General features: G+C 64.7%; 21 protein-coding genes. 3 read left to right on the top strand and 18 right to left on the bottom strand.

The features are described from left to right. Window positions 1-85: 85 nt before the first annotated feature. From GE073_RS09075 to GE073_RS09065, 3 genes are all read right to left on the bottom strand, one after another. Window positions 86-1261 (bottom strand): sensor histidine kinase, encoded by a 1176-nt coding sequence (locus tag GE073_RS09075; RefSeq protein WP_228551387.1) that lies wholly within the window; start codon window positions 1259-1261, stop codon window positions 86-88. Then, window positions 1258-1932 (bottom strand): response regulator transcription factor, encoded by a 675-nt coding sequence (locus GE073_RS09070; RefSeq protein WP_028599480.1) that lies wholly within the window; start codon window positions 1930-1932, stop codon window positions 1258-1260. The genes GE073_RS09075 and GE073_RS09070 overlap by 4 nt, the downstream gene beginning before the upstream one ends. 75 nt (window positions 1933-2007) lie before the next feature. Then, window positions 2008-3312: an alpha-glucosidase/alpha-galactosidase gene (locus tag GE073_RS09065; RefSeq protein WP_153783313.1), complete on the bottom strand. Its 1305-nt coding sequence runs from the start codon at window positions 3310-3312 to the stop codon at window positions 2008-2010. Between the two features lie 259 nt (window positions 3313-3571). Between GE073_RS09065 and GE073_RS09060 the strand changes: the two genes are divergently transcribed. Next, window positions 3572-4429 (top strand): AraC family transcriptional regulator, encoded by an 858-nt coding sequence (locus GE073_RS09060; RefSeq protein WP_153783312.1) that lies wholly within the window; start codon window positions 3572-3574, stop codon window positions 4427-4429. Between the two features lie 1643 nt (window positions 4430-6072). Here GE073_RS09060 and pyk read toward each other — a convergent pair. Then, complete coding sequence (gene pyk, locus GE073_RS09055) at window positions 6073-7494, bottom strand: pyruvate kinase (protein ID WP_228551385.1); 1422 nt, start codon at window positions 7492-7494, stop codon at window positions 6073-6075. A 120-nt stretch (window positions 7495-7614) separates the two neighbouring features. Here pyk and GE073_RS09050 point away from each other — a divergent pair, with 120 nt between their 5' ends. After that, window positions 7615-8385 carry a helix-turn-helix transcriptional regulator gene (locus tag GE073_RS09050; protein WP_228551383.1) on the top strand — a complete coding sequence of 257 codons (771 nt, stop codon included), beginning with the start codon at window positions 7615-7617 and terminating at the stop codon, window positions 8383-8385. A gap of 217 nt (window positions 8386-8602) precedes the next feature. Here the strand turns inward: GE073_RS09050 and GE073_RS09045 are convergent, their stop codons facing one another. The 5 genes from GE073_RS09045 to GE073_RS09030 all read right to left on the bottom strand — a co-directional run bounded on the left by GE073_RS09045 (window position 8603) and on the right by GE073_RS09030 (window position 10636). Next, a complete protein-coding gene (locus GE073_RS09045) occupies window positions 8603-9061 on the bottom strand; it encodes a YtxH domain-containing protein (protein ID WP_194843329.1) in 459 nt (152 codons plus the stop codon). 1 nt (window position 9062) lies between these two features. Continuing rightward, window positions 9063-9572 (bottom strand): hypothetical protein, encoded by a 510-nt coding sequence (locus tag GE073_RS09040; protein WP_153783309.1) that lies wholly within the window; start codon window positions 9570-9572, stop codon window positions 9063-9065. Between the two features lie 187 nt (window positions 9573-9759). Then, the gene (locus GE073_RS09035) at window positions 9760-10179 is read right to left on the bottom strand and encodes a DUF86 domain-containing protein (protein ID WP_153783308.1); all 420 of its coding nucleotides are present in this window, start codon (window positions 10177-10179) and stop codon (window positions 9760-9762) included. Between the two features lie 19 nt (window positions 10180-10198). Then, a complete protein-coding gene (locus tag GE073_RS25795) occupies window positions 10199-10321 on the bottom strand; it encodes a hypothetical protein (RefSeq protein WP_255309805.1) in 123 nt (40 codons plus the stop codon). A 27-nt stretch (window positions 10322-10348) separates the two neighbouring features. Next, complete coding sequence (locus GE073_RS09030) at window positions 10349-10636, bottom strand: Dabb family protein (protein WP_028599472.1); 288 nt, start codon at window positions 10634-10636, stop codon at window positions 10349-10351. A gap of 137 nt (window positions 10637-10773) precedes the next feature. Here GE073_RS09030 and GE073_RS09025 point away from each other — a divergent pair, with 137 nt between their 5' ends. Then, window positions 10774-11025 carry a hypothetical protein gene (locus GE073_RS09025; protein ID WP_028599471.1) on the top strand — a complete coding sequence of 84 codons (252 nt, stop codon included), beginning with the start codon at window positions 10774-10776 and terminating at the stop codon, window positions 11023-11025. A gap of 118 nt (window positions 11026-11143) precedes the next feature. On the opposite strand, the gene GE073_RS09020 is transcribed toward GE073_RS09025, so the two are convergent. The 9 genes from GE073_RS09020 to GE073_RS25025 all read right to left on the bottom strand — a co-directional run bounded on the left by GE073_RS09020 (window position 11144) and on the right by GE073_RS25025 (window position 19130). Further along, entirely contained in the window at window positions 11144-11830 is a 687-nt protein-coding gene (locus tag GE073_RS09020; protein ID WP_153783307.1) for an ABC transporter ATP-binding protein, read from the bottom strand. Continuing rightward, window positions 11827-12957 (bottom strand): ABC transporter permease, encoded by a 1131-nt coding sequence (locus GE073_RS09015; RefSeq protein WP_153783306.1) that lies wholly within the window; start codon window positions 12955-12957, stop codon window positions 11827-11829. The genes GE073_RS09020 and GE073_RS09015 overlap by 4 nt, the downstream gene beginning before the upstream one ends. Window positions 12958-13106: 149 nt before the next feature. Continuing rightward, on the bottom strand, window positions 13107-13487 hold the full coding sequence (locus tag GE073_RS09010) for a cupredoxin domain-containing protein (RefSeq protein WP_052333372.1): 381 nt from the start codon (window positions 13485-13487) through the stop codon (window positions 13107-13109). 157 nt (window positions 13488-13644) lie between these two features. After that, entirely contained in the window at window positions 13645-14040 is a 396-nt protein-coding gene (locus GE073_RS09005; RefSeq protein WP_153783305.1) for a phage holin family protein, read from the bottom strand. Window positions 14041-14126: 86 nt separating this feature from the next. Continuing rightward, the gene (locus tag GE073_RS09000; protein WP_194843328.1) at window positions 14127-15305 is read right to left on the bottom strand and encodes a Ger(x)C family spore germination protein; all 1179 of its coding nucleotides are present in this window, start codon (window positions 15303-15305) and stop codon (window positions 14127-14129) included. Then, complete coding sequence (locus tag GE073_RS08995; RefSeq protein ID WP_153783303.1) at window positions 15298-16818, bottom strand: spore germination protein; 1521 nt, start codon at window positions 16816-16818, stop codon at window positions 15298-15300. The genes GE073_RS09000 and GE073_RS08995 overlap by 8 nt, the downstream gene beginning before the upstream one ends. After that, window positions 16815-17930, bottom strand: coding sequence for an endospore germination permease (locus GE073_RS08990; protein ID WP_101808921.1), 1116 nt, complete (start codon window positions 17928-17930; stop codon window positions 16815-16817). Before GE073_RS08990 ends, GE073_RS08995 begins: the two co-directional genes overlap by 4 nt. A 162-nt stretch (window positions 17931-18092) precedes the next feature. After that, a complete protein-coding gene (locus GE073_RS08985) occupies window positions 18093-18851 on the bottom strand; it encodes an SDR family NAD(P)-dependent oxidoreductase (protein WP_153783302.1) in 759 nt (252 codons plus the stop codon). A 132-nt stretch (window positions 18852-18983) separates the two neighbouring features. Beyond that, a complete protein-coding gene (locus tag GE073_RS25025) occupies window positions 18984-19130 on the bottom strand; it encodes a hypothetical protein (protein WP_164820197.1) in 147 nt (48 codons plus the stop codon). Window positions 19131-19326: the final 196 nt, after the last annotated feature.

Here is a 19326-nt window from a genome sequence, read left to right as displayed (position 1 = left end):
GAATTGACGTCAGCTATTCGCTAAGACAGCATATGAATCCGGGCTGCCGAACGTACCTTCATCTTAGCGGATTGCTAGAGTCGGTTCAAGCAGGCGGACGCCCATCCGGCGCGGAGGAGCCGTCCCGCGGCGGCAGCCGGACCGGCAGCCGCACGGTCAGCGCCGTGCCGCCCTCCTCGTCGCTGCCGGCCGCGATCGAGCCGCCGTGCAGCTCCACGATCTTGCGGCTGATCGCGAGCCCGAGGCCGCTGCCTCCGCCCTCGCGGGTGCGCGACTTGTCGACCTTGTAGAAGCGCTCGAACAAATGCGGCAGGCTCTCGGGCGGGATCGGCGCGCCCGTGTTGGACACCGTCGCCACCGCTTCGTCGCCTTCGCGGACGAGCGAGATCGAGATGCGCTCCCGCTCCGGCGAGAACTTGACCGCGTTGTGGATGAGATTCGTCCATACCTGGCGCAGCAGGTCCTCGTCCGCCTCGATCTCGAGCGCTCCGGCCTGGACTTCCAGCTCCTGCTCCTTGGCGCTCCAGAGCGGCTCGAGCGACAGCGCGGCCGTGCGCAGCTGGGCGTCGAGGCGAAGCCGCGCCGGGCGGAACGGATGATGCTCGGAGTCGAGCGAGGCCAGGCGCAGCATGTTGTCCGACAGGCGCGAGAGGCGCTCGCTTTCCTCCTCGATGATCGCCAGATAGCGCCGCCGCTGCTCCTGCGGCAGCTGCTCGTCCTGCAGCGCGCGGGCGAAGCCGCGGATCGAGGTGAGCGGCGACTGGATCTCATGCGAGACGTTGGAGATGAAGTCCTGCCGCATCGTCTCCATCCGGCCAAGATCGGCCGCCATGTCGTTGATCCCTTGGACGAGCCGGCTGAACTCGTCGCCGCTGTCATGCGGACGGGGAAGGATGACCTGGACGGTGAAGTCGCCGCGGGCGATGCGGCTCAAGGCGTCGAAGATCGCCTTGAACAGCTCCATGTTGCGCTCGTGCATGAAGCGGCCGACGATCGCCATCGACAATCCGAACAGCAGGAATCCTCCCGCTGTCGCGGACAGATGGGCGATCAGCGGCGGCGGCGTCCAGCCGGAGAGGTCGATGGCATAAAACGAGGCGGTCCAGCAAAGGGCGATCCAGGCCAGCACAGCCGCGACGAGAGCGGCCCGCTTGATCCGCATGCCCCAGCTTGCCGGCTGCCTGGCAGGCGAGCCCCGCCTGGCCATGCCGGATGCAGCGCCTCCGCCGCGCGCCGGGGCGCCGCGCTCCCGTCCACTCACGGCCGCTCCTCCAGCCGGTAGCCGAGGCCGCGGATCGTGCGGATCTCGACGCCCGAGCCGTCCGCCAGCCGGTCGCGCAGCCGCTTGATATGCGTGTCGAGCGTGCGCTCGTCGCCCTCGTAGTCGTAGCCCCATATCTGCTCGAGCAGCTGCTCGCGAGGCAGCGTGCGTCCCGGATAGCTGGCGAGCCGGAACAGCAGCTCGAACTCCTTGCGCGGCAGCGTGTCCTCGCGGCCGCCGATCCGGCAGGTGTACGTCTCGCGGTCGAGCGTGACGGCTCCCGCCTTGACCTGCCTGGAGGAGGCGATCCGGCTGCGCTTGAGCAGCGCCTTGACGCGGGCGACGAGCTCCGGCGGATCGAACGGCTTGACGACATAATCGTCGGTGCCGAGCTCGAAGCCTTTGACCTTATGCATCGTCTCGCCCTTGGCGGTCAGCATGAGCAGCGGCAGCTCCCGGCTGTCCTCGCGCAGCCGCCGGCACAGCTCCCAGCCGTCCATGCCCGGCATCATCAGATCGAGGATGACGAGATCGGCCGGACGATCCTCCAGCCGCGCCAGCGCTTCCGACCCGCTGGCCGCCTCCGTCGTGTCGAAGCCTTCCTTAGCCATGAAATGGACGACCAGCTCGCGGATATGGCGGTCGTCGTCGACGATGAGCAGATGGGGCATGCAGCATTCTCCTTTTTATCTCGCTGATGCCCCTAGTCTACCCCGCCAATGTGAACGGAAGTTGGACTCGCGGAATCAGCGGTACTCCGGCAGCCAGTCTCCGTGCGCCTCGATCAGATCATCGCACAGCGAGACGATGTCGTCCATCGACAGCTCCGCCGACGTATGCGGATCGAGCATCGCCGCGTGGTAGATATGCTCGCGCTTGCGCGTGACGGCCGCTTCGAGCGTCAGCAGCTGCGTGTTGATGTTCGTCCGGTTGAGCGCGGCCAGCTGCGGCGGGAGCGCTTCGACCTGCAACGGCTGGATGCCTCCGCGGTCGACGAGGCAAGGCACCTCGACGCACGCTTCGCGCGGCAGGTTCGGTACGAGCCCGTGCGTGTTCATGACGTTGCCGCCGATTTTGAACGGCACGTCGGTCTCGATCGCTTCCATGATGTAGGAGGCGTATTCATGGGAGCGCTCATGCGCCAGGCCGGCGCTTCCGAGCAGCTCGTCGCGCTGGCGGTTCCAGTTCGCGATCTGCTCCACGCAGCGGCGCGGGTATTCGTCGAGCGGGATGTTGTAGCGGTCGACGAGCTCCGGGTAGCGGCTCTTGATGAAGTACGGATGGTATTCCGCGTTGTGCTCGGACGATTCCGTCACATAGTAGCCGAATTTCAGCATCAGCTCGTAGCGGACCATGTCGTGATGCTTCTCCTTCTGCTTCTCTGCCGCGCGGCGCTTGATCTCCGGATACAGGTCCTCGCCGTCCCGGGTCGCCTCCAGCAGCCACGCCATATGGTTGATGCCTGCGATGCGCGTCTTGACGCCGGTCGGATCAAGGCCGAGGTCCTTGAACAGATGCGGCACGCATACCTGCACGCTGTGGCAGAGGCCGACCGTCCGCACGCCACCGTACGTATTCATATAGTTGGTGAGAACGGCCATCGGATTCGTATAGTTGAGGAAAAGCGCGTCCGGACATACCTCGCGGATGTCGGCGGCGAAGCCCTCCAGCACCGGAATCGTGCGCAGGCTGCGGAAAAGGCCGCCGATGCCGATCGTATCGGCGATCGTCTGGCGCAAGCCGTATTTTTTCGGAATCTCGAAATCGGTCACCGTGCAAGGCTCGTATCCGCCGACCTGGATCGCGTTGATGACGTAGCTCGCGCCGCGCAGCGCCTCCTTGCGGTCCGCGTATACCTTGATCTCGCAGCGGCTGCCGCTCGTCCGCTTGATCGCGCTCAGCAGCTGCTCCGACTCCTTCACCCGCTGCGCGTCGATGTCGAACAGCGCCAGCTCGAATTCCTGCAGCGCCGGCGTCAGCATCACATCGCCCAGCACGTTGCGGACGAATACCGTGCTACCCGCGCCTAGAAACGTAATTTTCCCTTTCATGTTCCTGCCTCCTCGACCTTCATGATTGTCTTGCGGCGGCTTCGGCGGCTCGCTTGCCGACTGAACGCTTCCCGGCTGCGGAAATCATCCTGCGCTAGATCTGAAAGCGATTTCCATTCCCGTGCTGCCTGCCCGCCACTTATCTCGATCATACGGAAGCGGCGCAGCGGCGAGTAGAGCTGGAAGAAGGAAAGGCATGGACATTTGTCTTCATTTTCGGTACGGTATGGGAAAGGAGACTTGCACGGGAGGGAAAAGGATGGAGACGCCCGATCACTATTCGTTTCAAGTATGGGACAATCCAAGCGAGGCGTCCGCCGGCGAGCTGTACGTGCTGTTCAGCGGCCAGGGCAGTCCGCTGCCGGGGCATCGCAACGGTCCCGGCATTCACGACTATGCGCTCATCCACACCGTCTCGAGCGGACGGGGCGTTTTCCGCTGGCGCGACGCCGAGCATCGGCTGGAAGCGGGCGACACGTTCGTCATCTTTCCGGGTGAGCTGTTCTTCTACGAAGCGGACGAGCAGGAGCCGTGGACGTACGAGTGGGTCGCCTTCCGCGGCTATGCCGTGCGGCCCTTGCTGGCTGCGGCGGGACTGGATCCGGCGAGCCCGGTGCTGGCGGGACGAGGCTGCGGCGACGCGCCGCAGCTGTACGGCCGGCTGCGCGACGCGCTAGCCGGCGGCAGCAGCGCCGCCTTGTCCGACCTGGAGGCGGCCGGCTGGCTGCGGCTGCTGCTCTGCGAGCTCGCGCGGTTCCAGCCGGAGCGCATGCGGACGCCCGCCCGCTCCACCGACGCGGCGAGGCGCCAGGTCGATCAGGCGGTCCGCTGGCTGCAGACCCATTATGCGGAGCCCGTCTCGATCCAGGAGCTGGCCCGCCGCCTCGGCTACCACCGCACCCATCTGTCCAAGCTGTTCCGCGCGTTCACCGGCCTTTCGCCGATGCAGTACCTGGGCGAGCTGCGGATGAGCCGGGCCAAGGACCTGCTCGCCACCGACTTGTCGGTCGAGCAGATCGCTTCTTCGTGCGGCTACGCGGACCCGCTCTACTTCTCCCGCCATTTCCGGCGCAGCTTCGGCTTGTCGCCTACCGCTTACCGGCAGGGGCTGGAGTGAGGCCGGAGCCTGAGGACGGTTCGCGGGGCGGGGAGCGGGGCGGGGACCTGCGGACGGTTCGCGGAGCGGGGAGTTGCGACCTGGTAACGCTTCGCAGGGCGGTGAGCGTTGCGGGAACCTGAGGACGGATCGCGGAGCGGATGTTCAACCGCGAACCTGCTTCCGCTTCGCTCCTGGTTGCGAGCGGAAGACCAAGCTGGAACCCGTATCCGCTTCGCGGGGCGGGGACTCGTTCCGATCTCCCTGGAGCCCAAATTCCTTTGATCCCATTCCCCAGCAGGGGTGCAATCCGGCCTCCAAGGGAACCGCTGCCGCTTCTCCACGAGCTCCCCGTCCCGCTTCGCTCTCTGGTTTCGACGATAGGTTCGCTGCCTTCGCTCATCACCGGCTAGCCCTATCACCGATACAATCGGTTAGAAGCTGATGCCGAACCCGCCCCCGCTTCGCTTCGTAAAGACTCGTTCCGATCTCCATGTAACCAGGATTTCTTTGATCGCATTCTCCGGAACCCTCGAAAGCTTCTATAACGAGCTGAACCCCCGGGAAAATCGGGTTCTAGCTGCCCGCAAGCTCGTCTCTCTGCCCTAACCCGAATAAATCGGCTTACAGCGGCTCACTAGCCCGTCTTTCAGGCTCCAACCCGAATAAATCGGGTTGCAGCGGCTCGCCAGCCCGTCTTTCAGGCTCTAACCCGAATAAATCGGCTTACAGCGGCTCGCCAGCCCGTCTTTCAGGCTCTAACCCGAATAAATCGGCTTACAGCGGCTCGCCAGCCCGTCTTTCAGGCTCTAACCCGAATAAATCGGGTTGCAGCGGCTCGCCAGCCCGTCTTTCAGGCTCCAACCGACACGCCTGCCTACCGGAGTTACTTGATTTGACCTCGCATCTCCGACCGGTTCGGCTCCTGCTTGCCTGAGTTACTCGGTTTTTCCGCGCATCTCCGACCAGTTCGGCCCCTGCTTGCCTGAGTTACTCGGTTTTTCCGCGTATCTCCGACCAGTTCGGCCCCTGCTTGCCTGAGTTACTCGGTTTTTCCGCGCATCTCCGACCAGTTCGGCCCCTGCTTGCCCGAGTTACTCGGTTTTTCCGCGCATCTCCGACCGGTTCGGCTCCTGCTTGCCCGAGTTACTCGGTTTTTCCGCGCATCTCCGACCGGTTCGGCCGCGTGCCGAGCGAGCTGCCGTTTCCCAGGTATGCGGGGGACGGCCCACTCTCCCAAAAAATGGGGAGGAGGCGACGCAGGGACAAGGCAAGCGGAGCGAGACGATGCCTTTCGGAGAAGCGGCAGCGGTCCTCTTGGAAGACGGATGGCTTCCGCCTAGGAGGTCGGGCAATCCGGGCATCCGGCTTCCAGTGGAATCGGAGAAAGGCTCGGCTCGCGCAGCGGCCTCTTCGTCCCCAGGGGCTTGCACTCGTTTCGCGAAGCGTATGTTCGTCCCTTGCATACGGCTCGCGCAGCGGCCAATTCTCCCATCCGGATCCCCCAGCGGGCTGTTCGTCCCCGGCAATCGGTCCACGCTGCGGCAGCGCTGCCGCCATGCCAAAAAGCCCTTCCCGACATCCGCTTGCCACGAAGGCTCGCATCCGTCGAAAAGGGCTTTCCAGCTTGCGCTGCAAGGGTAGCCGGTAGCGGAGCGGCCGGCTTACACTTGCATGATTTTGATCAGGTTCGTGGCGCCGGCCTTGCCGACCGGCACGCCGCTGGAGATGACGACGAAGTCGCCGTCCTGCAGCAGGCCCGTCTTGCGTCCGCCGTCGACGGCCGACTCGAACATCGCGTCGGTCGACTCGGCGCGCTCGCCGAGCACCGGGATGACGCCGCGCAGCAGGCATAGCTTGGCGATCGTCGTCGGCTCCGGCGTGATCGCGATGATCGGAGCTTTTGGACGGTACTTGGACACCATGCGGGCCGTGAAGCCCGATTCCGTCGGCGTCAGGATCGCCTTGGCGTCGAGGTCAAGCGAGGATCCGACCGCCGCTTGGCTGATCACCTCGGTCGTCGTCGTCGCATGCAGCACCTGGCGCGTGCGGAACTGCAGGCGGTGATCGGCGAGCGATTCGGTCTTGGCGGCGATCGACGCCATGCGGCGCACCGACTCGACCGGATACTTGCCCGCCGCCGTCTCGCCGGACAGCATGATGCAGTCCGTGCCCTGGATGACGGCGTTCGCGACGTCGCTCACCTCGGCGCGCGTCGGCCGCGGGTTGACTTGCATCGACTCCAGCATATGGGTCGCGACGATGACCGGCTTGCCGGCCAGATTGCATTTGTGGATCATCTCTTCCTGCAGCGCCGGCACGTCCTCGACCGGAATCTCGACGCCGAGATCGCCGCGCGCGACCATGATGCCGTCCGACACCTCGATGATCGCGTCGAGGTTCTCGACGCCCTCGTCGTTCTCGATCTTGGAGATGATCTGGATGTGGCCCGCCCCATGCTCCTCGAGAATTTGGCGGATCTCCATGATGTCCTCGGCCTTGCGGACGAACGAGGCGGCGATGATGTCGACCTGCTCGCGGATGCCGAAATGGATATGCTTCACGTCGCGCTCCGTCACGCCCGGCAGGCGGGTGCGAACGCCGGGCAGGTTGACGCCCTTGCGCGGCTTGAGCGCGCCGCCGCTGACGATGCGGCAGCGGATGTCCGTGCCGCCGGATTCCAGCACGGACAGCTCGATCAGGCCGTCGTCGATCAGGATCGTGCTGCCTTCGGACACATCCTCCGGCAATCCGGCATAGTTGACCGAGATGCGCGAAGCGTCGCCTTCGAGCTCGACGGTCGTAAGCGTCAGCTCTCCGCCGGGAACGAGCGTCACATAAGGCTCCTTCAGCTTGCCGATCCGCACCTCAGGGCCTTTGATGTCCATCAGCACCGGCACGACGGCGCCGGATGCTTGCGATGCCTCCCGCACGGCGCGGATGCGCGCGGCATGATCCTCCAGTTCTCCGTGCGCCATGTTGATGCGCGCTACGTTCATGCCGGCCTCCATCAGTTGGACGAGCACTTCCGGCGATTCGCTCGCGGGGCCGAGCGTACAGACGATTTTCGTTTTGCGTAGAGTCACAGCGATAGCCTCCTCATCTTCTGCCCCTATTGTACCTCTCTCTTCGCCAAGATTCGACATCCTATAGTATAATAAAAAACCTATAGTACGATTTTTAGGACGAGAAGTGGAGGCGGCAAGATGGAGTGGACGATCAGAAGGCTGCAAGGGAAGCTGGAGGGCATGACGCTGGCGGCAGGCTCCGGCATCGGTCTGCTGCTGCTGGTGGCGTACGGAAGCCTGTCCTTGCGATTGGACGCTGGCGGAAAGGAGCTGGAGCTGAAGCGCGGCGATATCGCCTATGCGCCGCCAGGCTCGCGCCCCTCGCTTCAAGCGGGGAACGGCAGGATGCAGGAGCTGTTCGTGCTTGGCATCGAGGCGGGCAGTCCCTCCTTGCGGGAGCTCGGCTTGCCCGCGGAAGGAGCCTCGCTGCGGACGCAGCGGCTCGATTGGATGATGGGCCGGCTGCGGACGCTGCTTGAGGAAGACGGCGACCGCGAGCCCGGCTACCGGGTGCGCGGCGAAGGCATCGCACTCGAGATCGCCGCGCTCTGGAGCCGCGAGGCGCGGGCCGGGCGGCCTGCGGCTGTCGCTGCGCGCCATCTGGAGCGGATGAAAGCCTTTATCCAGGACAACTATCGGGAGAAGATCACCAAGGAAGACCTCGGACGCTGCATCGGACGCACGCCCAATTACGCCGCCACGCTGTTCCGCCGGGGAACCGGGCAGACGATCAGCGGGTACGTCCATGCCCAGCGCATGCGGACGGCCGTGTACATGCTGTCGGAATCGCTTCTGACGATAGAAGAAATAGCCGATTATCTCGGCTATGGGGAGGTTTCGTATTTTCAGCGGATGTTCCGGCGCGCGTACGGCATGCCGCCTTCCCGCTATTCCGGCCGCTCGGACTAGCCTGGACCGCCGCTGCCGGGCAACACGACCCGCCTGGCGCGAGAGCGAAGCTCCAACCGTGAGATATGGCTCATGCTCCAACCATTCGCTATCCTGCATGCTCCAACCATTCATTATCGCGCATGCTGCCGCCGGCAAAGACGAAGCTCCGCCGCCTCCCGAAACGACAGCAGCCGGAGCCGGAAGGCTTCCGGTCCGGCTCCGCTCCCGCGCTCGCTCAGATCTTGATGTCTTCGTCGGTTTCGGCTTCGGCTTCTTCTTCGCTCCAAAGCTCCGTCGCCTGCAGTCCGTCGGTCAGCTCCTCGATCGAATCGGCCGCTTCAACTGCGGACGAATCAGCGCTCGTCGAGGCGATGGAGACGATCGGCTCCTCCGTCTTGCGCTCCCAGAACTTGATGCCGGAAGCCAGATGATCGGCCGTGTGGATCGCCTTCTCCTTCAGCACGGCGGCGCTATCGGCCGTGTGCCGCGCCGCTTCGGCCGCCGAGCTGCCGATCCGCGAGCCGATCTCGCCCGCCTTGTCGGCGGCGCGAGCCGCGCGCTCGCCGATGTCGCTCCGCAGCTCGCTGCCGGACTTCGGCGCGAACAGCAGCGCGGTCACCGAGCCGATGACGCCTCCGGCCAGAGCTCCGAGCAGGAAGCCCCCGCCGCGTTTCTTCGTTTGCCATTTGACCATGTCAATCTCTCCTTTCGTCATTAGGGTTCCCTTGTTCCCCGCCGGAACATGCAGGCGATCTGAATCGGGAAGCCGCCGAGCGCACGTACATCCAGCCCTCGAGCGCGGCATCGGCGATGGCGATCGCTTCCTCGAGCTGCGGCCGGTACTTTCCGGCCGCCGAGCGGGCTCTAGCCGCCGCCGCTTCTGCGGTGCCGACCGCCTGCTCGGCGATTCGCCGGGCAGCCGATCCGGCCGTATCCGCCGCTGCCTGCAGCGAACCGGCCGCTTCCGCCAGCGGAGCCAGCCTCTCGAGCTGCCGTCCGGCCAGGACGGCCGCCTGCTCCGCCCTGCCCACGAGCCCGCGCAGCTCGCCGGCCAGCTGCGCCGTTTCGCCAAGCGCCTGCGACGAAGCCCGCTCCAGCTCCGCCGCCGTCTCGGCCAGCCGCCGCATCAGCGCCCGCGCCTGCCACGCGGCCGCGGCCGTCGACAGGCATAGCAGCGCCGCGCAGCCCGCATACCACCATTCCATCCAGCCTCGCCTCCCGCTGCATCTGTTGCCGGACCGGGCGGGAGCCCAGTTCCTGCTTTCAGTAGATGCGGCATAGGCGCCGAGTGACACAAAAAAATCGGGCTGCCCGTAAAAGAAGGGCCCGCCCGATCCTGCGAAAAAAAGCCGCATCGGCGGTCCCGCAGGACGCCGATGCGGCTGGATGCCGCTACTGCTCTTTTTGCAAATACGCTTCGACCTGCTCATTGAACTGCCGCAGCCAGCCGGCGAGCTCCGCCGTGAACGGATGCCGCTCGCCGCGCGGCCAGCTGAAAAACTCCTGCACGAGCGGACGGCGCAGCGCCGTCAACTGCTTGAGCCGCTCGGCCAGCTCCGCGTCCAGCACCTCTTCGCCGCCGATGATCTCGATGATGTCGCTGTAGCTGCTCGCCTCGCGCATGATGTAGCCGTCGATCAGGCAGCTGCCGACGTCGGTCACCGTCTCGATCGCCAGGTGGAGCAGCCGCTCCTGCGCGAGTCCGTGGAGCGTCGAGCCGTTCCAGGATGCCGCGAGCTCGTCGAGCGCGTCCGCCAGCTCCGGTATTCCATCCAGCCGCAGCCGGATGTCCTGCACGTTCACATAATACATGAAGCGCCTCCGTGAATGCTTATTTCTTCTTTTTGCCGCGACGCTTCAGCCAGACGATCATGATGACGCTGCTGATGACGACGACAAAAAGATAGGTGATCATCATATAGAAGTCTTCCCCGAGCGACTGCTGCTCTTCCATGAATGAATGCTTCCTCCCCGGCTCCGCTTAGGATTCGTAATCGACGGCGACAGACGATTCCCGCGCCTCGTTCATATGGCGGATGACATCCTGATGGACCGGATGGACCTGATACTCGCCCAGCGCCTCGAGAGAGTCGAACTTCGTCACGAGCGCGATGTCGTAGGAGCGCTCCGAGTGGACGACGTCCTTGCCGACCTCCAGATGGCGGAGAACCTCGATCTTGCCCTCCATGGCGCGCAGGACGGCCGCCGTGGCCTCGACGCTCTCGGGAGAGCGGTCCTTCAGGCGGAAAAAGACGATATGAGTCAACATTGCCGCGTATCCTCCAATCCAGTTGTGCCCGCAGGCGGAAGGGCCTTGTCCGCCGTCTGCATGTCCGGCGCCCTTTTGACCCATAATAACGCAAGCCGTACGATTCGGCAATGCCGGCGGAAGGGAGCTTTGCCCATATGCGCTATCCGGTCACGCTTGCTGCGACTGCCCTCGGCCTGATCCTGTGCCTGTTCAGCTCGACGGGCTACGACCCCCATAATGTGTTCTTCTTCATGTTCAGTCCGGTCGCCTGGATATCCGACGTGTTCTACGACATCCACAAGACGCCGGTCATCGTCATGTACGCCTTGACGGTGCTGTGCTACGCCGTCATCGGCTATGCCTGCGATCGGCTGATCGCGGCTGGCCGCAGGCGCAGGCGCGTCTGAAGCCGCATCGGCGGCCCCCCCCCATGGACGCCGCGCTCCGCGCGCGAAGCAGCCCGGCAGCGAAGCTCCTCCTCTAAAAGAGGAGCGCGCCGCCGGGCTGCCGCCGTTTCCGCCGCCGTCAGGCCGGCTTCAGCCTGCCCGCGTCCAGCACGAGCACCCGGTCGCAAAACGAGAGCACCCGCTCGTCATGCGTCACGACGACGCCCGCCTTGCTGCGCGCCTTCACCTCTGCGCGCAGCATCTCCATGACATCCGCGCCGCGCGGCGCGTCGAGGCTCGCCGTCGGCTCGTCCGCGAGGATGACCTCGGGCCCGTTCATCCAGGCCCGGGCGATCGCCGCCCGTTGCTTCTCCCCTCCCGACAGCCGCTCCGGATACGCCTTGCGCCAGCCGCCGAGGCCGAGCCGCTCCAGCAGCTCCCGCGAGCGCGCCGCCGCCTCCGCCCGCGGCATGCCGGCAAGCCTGGCGACGAGCAGCAGCTGCTCCTCCACCTTCAAGTAAGGGATCAGGTTCGCCGATTGAAAGATGAAGCCGAGCTTGCCGAGACGCAGCTGCGCGAGCCGCATCGCGTCCATGCCGGACAGCGGCTGCCCGTCGATGCGCACCTCGCCGCCGTCCGGCGACAGCAGCGCCCCCGCGATCGACAGGAACGTGCTCTTGCCGGAGCCGGACGGCCCGGTCACCGCGACCAGCTCGCCCTCCCCCACCTCGAGTGACAGCCCGTCCAAAATCGTCCTTTCCTTCTCCCCGTCCGTGAACGCATGCGTGATTCCGTCCAGCACGAGCTTCGCCTTCGTCCTGTTCATGCCGTTGTCCTCCCTATCGCTTCCAGCGCATCGGCGCGGGCTACTTTGACGATCGATACGAGCGAGCCGGCGGCCGATGTCGCCAGGAACAAGCCGCAGGTGGCGAGCAGCGTCATCTCGTCCAGCCGGAACGGCAGCGAGGCCGGCAGCACGGCGCAAAAGCCCGCGATCAGCAGCAGGCTCGCGGCCAGGCTCGCCGCCGCCAGCAGCAGCACCTGCCCCGCGACGCTGCGCGCCAGATAACCGGTGCCGGCGCCGATCGCCTTGAGGATGCCGAACTGGCCGAGCTTCTGGAGCGTCATGACATAAAAGAACACCGCCAGCACAAACGCCGAGATGACATAGAGGAACGCGATCATCATCGACAGCGAGCCTTGCTCCGCCGAGTAGCCTGGGATCGCCTCGATCACCTGGCGCTTGCTCAGCAGCGCCGTGTCCGGCAGCTCTGCCGCGATCGCCTCCAGCCGCTGCGCGTCGCCCTGCAAGGCGATCGCATTGTACGGCGCCGAGCCCGCCGGCTCGCCGCCGCCGCTGGCAGCTCCGCCGAGGACCGGCCGAGCCAGCTCCGCCCATTCGGCCGGACTGACGAACAGCGCCGGCGTATGGCTGAACGATTCGTCCTGCGTGAAGCCGACGATTTCCCAGCTCCGTCCGCTGGCCGTATCGGTCAGCACCCCGCCGATGCGCGCCCCCGCAGCCTTCAGCTGCGCGTCCGCCATGGCCTTGCCCGTATCGCCCGGCGCAAGCGCAGCGCCCTCTACCACCGGCGGAGCGAGCCAGCCCTCCGGATCGACGGCGAGCACCGCCGCGTCGGCCTTGCCGGCTCCGTCGACCTCGACCGCAGCCATCCGCACGCCGAGCGCCTCCGACTTGCCTTCCCCAGCCAGCTCGCGAATCCGCTCCGCCTGCGGGGCGGCCAGCTCCGAGCGCGCCAGCCGATGCTCGGCATCCGCCGACAGCAGAAATGCGTCCGCCGGCATGTTGACGACCGAGGACGCGTTCGCGTAGCTCAGTCCTTTGGCCAGCCCCGTCACGAACAGCACGAGAAAGGACACCAGAATCAATATCGCCGCCATCAGCGCGTACCTCAGCTTCGCATGCCTCATTTCCCGAAGCGCCAAAAACATCCTTCATCGCCTCCTTGTCTCGATGCATTCAGCTTAGGGACGGCGTATGAACGGAGCGTGAACCGCTGGTTACATCGGCGATGGCGCACGAAGCGCGCAAAAAAAAGCGCCCCCCGAAGGGAGCGCTTGATCCGGCGGCGCGGTGCGGATTATTCGACGACGAGCGTCGATTTCATGTCGGCATGGCCGATGCCGCACATGACCGAGCAGTGCATTTCATAACGGCCGGGCTTGTCGAAGGTCACTTCCTGCTCCATCGTATCGCCTTGAAGGTCGATGCCGAGCTCCTCGATGCCGAGTCCGTGGATGCCGCTCTTGTTATGCAGCACCAGCTTGTACTTCTGGCCGGCTTTGACGACGTATTCCTGCTTGTCGAAGACAAAATCGTTGGAGGCGGTCACCTTGAGCAGCTCCACGCCTTCAGGCAGATCCGCCGTCTCGTCCTTCGGTCCTTCCGGCAGGCCGAGCGTAAGCATGTAGATGCCGACGCCAGCGGTAATGACGAGCAGAATTGACATAATCCATTTCATGAGGTTCTTGCTCCCCTTTGTGCATTGATGAGAATCCAGTTTTGTCCATAGCTATTTCTTACTATAACGAATAAAGGGGGTCCATCACAAGCTTCAACCGCTTCCATGCGGACATCGAGGGCGAGATTTTGACAATTCATTGAACATTCCGTGTCGTTCAGTCGTCCTTGCGGCGAAAGATTTCGATTGCCGACCGCAGCTTTTCCGGCAGCGGCAGCCCGATGCGTCCGCAGTTCTCCACGATGGACAGCAGCTCGTTGCCGATGTAGAAATAGATCGCGGCGCCCATCACCGCGCTTCCGCCGCCGAGCAGCTCGTCGATCCGATGCGCGATCAGAATGATGAGCAGCGTCAGTCCTTTGCGCGCGAGTCCCCAGGAGCCGACGATGCTGCTCAGCCCCCGCCGCTCCTTGAGCGAAGCGGAGATTCCGGTGATATAGTCCACCGCCATGCAGACGAGCAGCAGCGTCAGCGACTCGTGCCAGATGCCGAAGGCAAAGCTGACGATCGAGCCGATGACGGCGGCGAGCGGCACGGCCAGTCCGTCTTTCATGGCGCATTCCTCCTCTATCGGGTTCGATAGAACAGTTTATGCGCCGTCTTGTCCTGCGGACTGTTTGTCCGCCTGCACGCCGCAGGTCAGCTGAGGTTGAATTTGCCCGTGTGGATGAGCTCCAGCTTCACTACCGCCTCGAGCTGGCCGGGCTTCGGAATCCATTCCCGCCCGCTGTTGAGCTGCTTCCAGACGTGATACTGGTCGCGGTACAGCTTCTCTCCAAGCAGCAGCACGTCCACTCCGGCGGCGCAGCCTTTGCGGAACGTGTCCATGATCTCGCTTCGGATCGCCTCCTCCACTTGCCGCGTGATCTCCTGCTCGTCCAGATTGCCGTCCAGCTCGACGACATGGCCCTTCAAGCTCACCTCCATCCTGAAATGCGGTTCCCCATCGGATACGTCCATGCTGACGCGCGGCCGGGAGCGGTTGATGCTTACGCTCGCGTTCGGCTGGCCCTGCTTGTCCCCGTCTCCCCCGTCCTCTTCCGATTTCGTATTCACCACATACTGCAGGAAGGAAGGATCGATCCAGCGGAAGCCCTCCGTGTCTTCCAGCGGCAGGAACCGCTTGAACTTGCGGTGGTTGAATGCGAACAGCCCGTCGTACGCCTGCACCTTCAGCTCCCGGTCGGACTGCAGCCAATTGCCTTTGTCGAGCTTCAGGGAAGGAAGCATCGCCGTGAAGCCTTCCTCGTCGAGGAAGCGGACGAGCTCCTGCATGCTGATCGGCCGGATATAGCTGCTCTGCGCGTACTGGCTGCTCGGGTTGTACAGCACGCTGAGCAGCGGCGAGGAGCCGAAGAACGATTCCGTCTGGAGCAGCTCGGCGATCGGCCCCCGCGTGCCGAAGACGAGCGTCGTATAGCGGGAAGCCCGCTGGCGGTTGTTCGCGTCGAGAATGTCGCTCATCAGCGGCAGCGCCCGCTCGTGGACGATCATCGCCTTCAGGTGCTCCATATTGAGGACGAACTGGCTCGTCCGCTGCAGGTTGCCCATCGCGGTCAGCAGCGTCTTTCCTTTGGCGGTTCCCACCCATACGTTGCCGTTGCCGGGACCCGCGCCTTTCTGCTTGGCGATCGCCTTGAACTGGATCAGCTGCGTGTAGACGACATACTGGCCGTCGACGTAGTCGACTCCGAGCGCCGACACGTACCCTTGATCGGTCATGTCGATCTCGTCCCAGCATCCCTGAAGCAGCAGCGCCGGCAGCAGCGCCGCGACGAGCCGGAGCCAGGCGGCGCGGGAGGCGCGCCGGCTAGTCATGGCTTCCGCCTCCGCCTTGCAGCCTGCGCTTCTTCCACGGCAGCTGCAGGAAGCTCGGCAGCATGTTCTTGAATTCCATCGTCGCGAGCGGAGCCATGTAGGGGCGGCCGAACGACTCCAGCGAGCACACATGGACGACGATCGCCAGCAGGCTGATGAAAAAGCCGAACATGCCGAGCACGGAGGCCGCGGCGAGCACGGCGTAACGCAGCACCGTGACCGTCCCGTTCAGCGTCTGGTTGACGAGCGAGAACGTCGCGACGGCGGTGACGGCGGCGACGACGAGCATCGTCGGCGACGTGAGGCCGGCTTCGATCGCCGCGTTGCCGACGATCAGCCCGCCGACGACCGACACGGTCTGCCCGACCGCCCGCGGCAGCCGCACCCCAGCCTCGCGGAACAGCTCGAACATCGTCAGCATGAGGAACATTTCCATCGTGCTCGAGAACGGCAGTCCGCTGCGCGAAGTGGAGATCGTCGCCAGCAGGTTGAACGGGATCTGGTCCGTGTTGAACGAGCAGAGCGCGATCCAGAAGCCGGGAGCGAACAGGCTGAGGAACAGCCCGATGAAGCGCAGCGTCCGCTCCAGGGAGACATAGAAGTACGGCATGTGCAGGTCTTCGGGCGACTTGAGGAGGAAGGCGAGATCCGCCGGCGCGATGACGCAGGCAGGATTGCCGTCGACGAGGATCGCGATGCGCCCGGCCATCAGCGACGAGGCGACGAAGTCAGGGCGTCCGCTGTAGTGGACGAGCGGGAACATCTTTCCCTTGCCGTCGGAGACAAGCGCCTCGATCTGCGTGCTGCTCTCGATGGAGACGACCGAATCGGCGATGTTCTCCAGCCTGCGCCGCGCGCTCTCGACGATCGCCGGCTCGGCGAGGCTCGCCATGAACAGAAGCGCGATCTGCGTGCGGGACTCGCTTCCCGCCGTCAGCAGGTCGATCTGCAGGTCCGGCGTCTTCAGCCGCCGGCGCACGAGGCTGATGTTCTGCTGGATGTTCTCGACAAAGCCGTCGCGCGGCCCTTTGAGCGATACTTCCATGACCGACTCGTCAGGCTGCCGGACCGACAGGTTGGCGATGTCCGACAGGTAGATCCGCTGCTCCTCTCCCTCGCCGGCGAGGATAAGCACCGCTCCGCTGAACAGAGCCTCGAACAGGTTCTGGACTTCGTCCGCCGGATCGAAATGGAGCAGCTTCGTGTCCGAGCCGGCTACGATCCGGCCGCCATGCTGCCTGAGCTCGCTCAGCACGGACAGCTGGAACAGCGTGGAGTCGATGAGGTTCGGACAATACAGCAGCACGACATCCTTCTGCCCGCCTTGCTCGGTCATCAGCCCCGAATCCAGCATCTCGACGTCGCCGCAGCCTTCCAGCTTGTCCAGCAGCTCTTCCTTCGTCCAGCGGCGGCGCCGGACGCCGTCCCGCTCCCGGGACCGGTCCTGGCCGCTGCCGCGCGCGCGGCCGATCGAGAACGCCGACCGGCTGCCCGATTTTCCTTGTTGGGTCATGTCTGTCCTCCTTTGCTTCCGCCAGCCGGCTTCGAACGGCTGCTTCGCGCCAGCGCCGCCACGAGCCAGCTGCCCAGGCTGACCAGCAGCAGCAGCAGTCCGGATGCCGGGAAATAATACACCATCAGCTCGCGATACGGAATCATATGGTCCGTGACCAGCTGGGCCAGCGGGGTCAGCGCTGCGAACAGCAGCCAGCCGTACGCCGCCTTCGCCTTGGGCCGCCGGATCCCGAGCAGCTCCTGGACGAGATAGAGGCTGATCGCGATGCGGATGAGCGACCCGGACAGCCACTGGTAGACCGCGAAGAAGTCGAGATGCTCGATGTACTTGCCGATCTGGACAAGTCGCCACTGCGAGAAGGCCGGATAGCGCATCTTGGCCGCCTCGGTCGGCCCGAACTGCGTGATCGCTCCAAGCAGCGGCCCCATCGTCAGCAGCACGAGCGCCACCATGAGCAGGAGGAGCTGCCACAAGGCGAACTTCTGCCGGATATGGTGCTGATACAGCACGAGGATGTAGATCTCGACGAGAGAGCAGCCCGCAAGCAGCGCCCCGTGCCACACCGGGGTGAATCCCTGCACGAGGAACGGCTTGAGGAACTGGTAGTCCTTATGCGGCATGTTCGCTCCCATGACGAAGTCTCCGAACAAGACGACGAACGGCAGCAGGACGCATGAGGCGAAAGCGATCGTCCGCAGCCCTTTGGAGACGGCATAAAGCGAGACGCCGAGCAGGCAGATCGCGAACATGAAATTGGGCGTAGCCGGCAGATAGGTCGACTTGCTCCAGGAAATGGTGTCGATGAGCGAATTGAATGCGGTTGCCAGCAGCACGACAAGCACCGGCAGCTTCAGCGCCCATGAGCCGGCCTTGCCGAGCGTCCGCTCCGCCGCCGACCAGAACGGCTCGCGCAGCCGCTTCATCGTGCCGTAGACAGGCAGGCATATCCACAGGACGCCGAGCACGCAGGCGAGCAGCGGACTGATCCAGCTGTCGCGGCCGGCGACACGAAGGATAATGGGCAAGATCAGGACGTGATTGACGAGTCCGACCGACAGCACGAGAATGAACACGGCCGGCAAGCGGCCGATCTGGTTCGCGGCCTGCATGCGATCCCCTCCTTTTGGGGTTAGATTATCCCTCTATCGGCAGGAATATCCAAAAGCGAGGCCGGCAGGCTTCAATTCAAAAAGCCTTCCCGCTCCGGCAGCGCCGGGCGGGAAGGCTTTTGAATGATGCGGCCAGGCCGCGGACTCGGCGAAGAGCCGAGCCTATTCGGCATAGATCATCTTGCGCGTCATGCCGCCGTCGACCGTAATGTTCTCGCCGGTGACGAAATCGTTGGCCGAATCGGTCAGATAGAAGCAGGCGCGGGCGATGTCGTCCGGACGTCCGACGCGGCCGGACGGATGCTGCTCATGGTCGCGGACGCTCAGCTTGGCCGTGTCGCCGGTCTCGATCCAGCCGGGGCTGACCGAGTTGACCCGGATGCCGTGCGGAGCAAGCGAGAGCGCGAGCGCATGCGTCAGCGCGAGGATGCCGCCCTTGGACGCCGCGTACGCTTCCGAGTCGGGCTCGGACATGAACGCCCGCGTCGAGGCGATGTTCACGATCCGTCCCCGCACGCCCTTCTCCCGCATCAGAACGGCCGCCTCGCGGCTGCACAGGAACGTGCCGCGCAGATTCGTATCCAGCACGACGTCCCATTCCTCCACCTCCAGCTCCCAGAGGGGCTTGAAGGCGCTGATGCCGGCGTTGTTCACCAGCACGTCGGCCGCGCCCCAGCTTTCCCGGACGCGCCCGAACAGCTCCTTCACTGCTTCCGGGCGGCTCAGATCCGCCTCATGGACCTGCGCTTTTCCGCCTGCCGCCTCGATCAGCCGCAGCGTCTGCTCCAGCCCTTCGCGGCTGCGGTCGACGAGCAGCACCTCGTCCCCTTTGCCGGCATAGGCTTGAGCGAGCGCCCGGCCGATGCCGGAGCCCGCTCCCGTGATGATCGTCCTGTCCGTCTCCGTCCGCCTGCTCTCCATCGCTCTCATCCTTTCGCTTCGGGCCGGCCGCCAAGCCGCCCGGGGTATCTACCTCTATACCCCGCTGCCCTCCGGATCTATCGGCCGGCATCCGGCCGAGCGTCCGGGGCCTAGGCCCGTCCTGCCTCCATTTTAACCGGTCGAGGGCTGGTTCGGAACATGTCCCTTCTGATTGCGGTTCTCGTCGCTGCCGGCAGCGGCCCGATTTTCCGCTTCCTTGGACCGCTGCGCCAGCGACTGCTGCTTGCTGTCGAGGCTGATCTTGCCGCCTTTGGCCATTTTCCATCCGCCTCCTTCCGCGGGCTTGATCCGGCGGTCCCCGCAGGGCCGCCGCGCCGCATCCGGTAGCTTGCCCCTCCCTCCGCTTCTCCATCAGGCGCGTCCGCAAGGTTTCCCTTTTCCCCTGAATCCCTTACAATGAAAGTCGGATGCCGGCATCCGCCGCTTCCGAACCATTCGATCCCGCCGCTAGGAG

This window comes from Paenibacillus sp. B01 (genome assembly GCF_009649995.1).
Classification (GTDB): domain Bacteria; phylum Bacillota; class Bacilli; order Paenibacillales; family Paenibacillaceae; genus Paenibacillus_O; species Paenibacillus_O pasadenensis.
This window is presented reverse-complemented; position numbering and strand designations above follow the sequence as displayed.